General features: G+C 40.7%; 4 protein-coding genes. All 4 read right to left on the reverse strand.

Annotated features, from left to right (window positions below):
• Nucleotides 1-348 precede the first annotated feature (348 nt).
• The 4 genes from T515_RS18365 to T515_RS17525 all read right to left on the reverse strand — a co-directional run bounded on the left by T515_RS18365 (nucleotide 349) and on the right by T515_RS17525 (nucleotide 2,100).
• On the reverse strand, nucleotides 349-579 hold the full coding sequence (locus T515_RS18365) for an iron chaperone (protein ID WP_330372700.1): 231 nt from the start codon (nucleotides 577-579) through the stop codon (nucleotides 349-351).
• A gap of 3 nt (nucleotides 580-582) precedes the next feature.
• Nucleotides 583-765: a hypothetical protein gene (locus T515_RS18370; protein ID WP_330372699.1), complete on the reverse strand. Its 183-nt coding sequence runs from the start codon at nucleotides 763-765 to the stop codon at nucleotides 583-585.
• Between the two features lie 543 nt (nucleotides 766-1,308).
• Complete coding sequence (locus T515_RS16070; RefSeq protein ID WP_036613564.1) at nucleotides 1,309-1,764, reverse strand: Hsp20/alpha crystallin family protein; 456 nt, start codon at nucleotides 1,762-1,764, stop codon at nucleotides 1,309-1,311.
• A 183-nt stretch (nucleotides 1,765-1,947) separates the two neighbouring features.
• Nucleotides 1,948-2,100 (reverse strand): hypothetical protein, encoded by a 153-nt coding sequence (locus tag T515_RS17525; RefSeq protein ID WP_155988418.1) that lies wholly within the window; start codon nucleotides 2,098-2,100, stop codon nucleotides 1,948-1,950.
• Nucleotides 2,101-2,238 lie beyond the last annotated feature (138 nt).

A 2,238-nucleotide genomic window follows, 5' to 3' on the forward strand; every position in this document is an offset into this window, starting at 1 on the left:
AAAATATGTCATAAGTGGTAGATAAATGGTTTATTTCAAATTAAGCAAACCTCTATCTCATTTAGGATAGAGGTTATTCGTGCAAATTTGAATTTTTAGTCTGCTGTATCTGCCATAATTACGATATATCTGTTCATTCGCCTGCCAGATTCTTTAAAGACTTCCCTCGAAATATCTTTTTGTACAGGAAACGACTCAGCATCCCGATCACCACATTGAGCACAATTAACAGATTGATAAGGAGCGCGGTATCATTATCGATCTGGACAGTTGCATCAACAATTCTGATTACAAACCTTGATGTGATCAGCATTATAAAAACAGTCGTGATAATAAATATAGCCTTTTTCATTTGCGGTATTCTTCATAGCACCATCTTGCAATGTTGGCAATAAGGTCTTTAGGAAGAGGTGAAATATACGGAATCCGTATAGTACCTTTACTCACGTCATACCCTGCAAGTTGATCAGCAAAGACAACAGGGGCTTCATCGCCGGGATAGAGTCCGATATGTTTCTTTGATGCGGCAAAATGTATAATGTTCGCGCCCTTCCAGTATGTTGGCATACTCCACGATATCTTTTACTGTGCTTCAGGAATAGCACTGCGAAGTATTTGCTGAATTTCATTCAAATAAGGCTTTACACTTTCATCCTGCGCATCAATATACTCATCTATCGTTTCGTCTTTTCCACAATAATGCCCCTGGCCTGTCCGGTTAAAACTACGGTCGCACTTTGGACACTTCCACTTATTATCTTTCATAATCGGATAACCCTCACAAATCACGGATTTGTCAAATCTTTATCTCCCGACATGCTCCTTGAATAATCTGGGACTGGTTGAGCCACCTGTCCGGAATTTGAGAGCCACCATTCCGGCACCTGAGAGCCATCCGCCAGTAGCTTATTCCACGGTGCTCTTGACATGAGCCTCTATCACACATGATTGCTTTGCAATGCGGCAGATAGGCGCTCAATGCCCTATTGCAATGGCATATAGCCTATCATGTGTTACTCATGTAAAGAGCCTTTCGCGTAATAAACTACTGGCTCTGCACTACCGGAAGCATGGCTCTATCTTCACCGGACAGGCGGCTCCGCCGCACAATAATATTCAGTAGATGATGCAGCCGAAAACAATCAGCATCAGTCCTCCAATGATGATGGATGACAGCTCGATTCCGATCTTGACCAGCACTCTTAACACGAAAAGTAAATAACTGAATAAAGGCGATAACATTTTTCTCAAAAAAAGAGGCGTCTCGCCAGATGGTTTGACACCTCCATAAATATTAGACTTCTGTATTTATCCTTCGATCTGAATCAGTTTCTTTTCCGGTACCTCCGGTGCTTTTTCTTTCGGAAGTTCCAGATGCAGGACGCCATGTTCGAACTTCGCATGTACATCTTCCTCTTTTATTCCCTCTCCAATATAAAAGCTTCTGCTCATCGAACCGGAATACCGCTCCTTGCGGATTGCTTTACCGTTATTTGTCTGATCGTGCTCTTTGGAAGCACCAACCGTCAGATAGCCATTATTCAGTTCCAATTTGATTTCTTCTTTTTTGAATCCAGGCAGATCAATATCTACTTCATAATGATCGTCATGCTCATGGACATCTGTCTTCATCAGCCTGTCCGTATGCCTGCCGTAAAGCCTTCTTTCTGCCCTATCCAGATCCCTGAATTCAGGCCACTGTGGAAAATCAGCATCGAACCAGTCGTCAAACAGGTTTTCTCCAAAAATACTCGGTACTAACATAATGATACCTCCTTTACTCAATAACATTTTATGTTTCTGAGCAAGGGAAGGAGGGTTTGAATCAGCTCTGATCTTCTCTGTTCCTTTGTTCTGATTATGTTATATCACCATTATTAGCACTCGTCAATAGAGAGTGCTAATAACATCTGTGAACATTTTGTGTTTTCTGCTTTATCACATTTCTCAATACATCTTTACGCAAAACAGGAACTCTTTACTTCCGAATCCCAGGATCGGCATCAATACAATCTCTTCCGGTTTATAGTACCCATCCTTACTGATCTTATTACAGTAATCAATATCGTTATTGCTTTCTTCATCGCTTTTTTCCTCCACAAACACCGATTTATCGATTGCATATGCAAATAATCATACTACAAATCCTTGGTACAATCACAAACTGATATTGACTTATATCTTTAATAAATATATAGTCAGAAAAAGGAAGCAACCAGTCTGATTGCTCCCTCATAA

Origin of the sequence: Oribacterium sp. P6A1 (assembly GCF_000702885.1) — a bacterium.
In the GTDB taxonomy this organism is placed as follows: Bacteria; Bacillota; Clostridia; order Lachnospirales; family Lachnospiraceae; genus Oribacterium.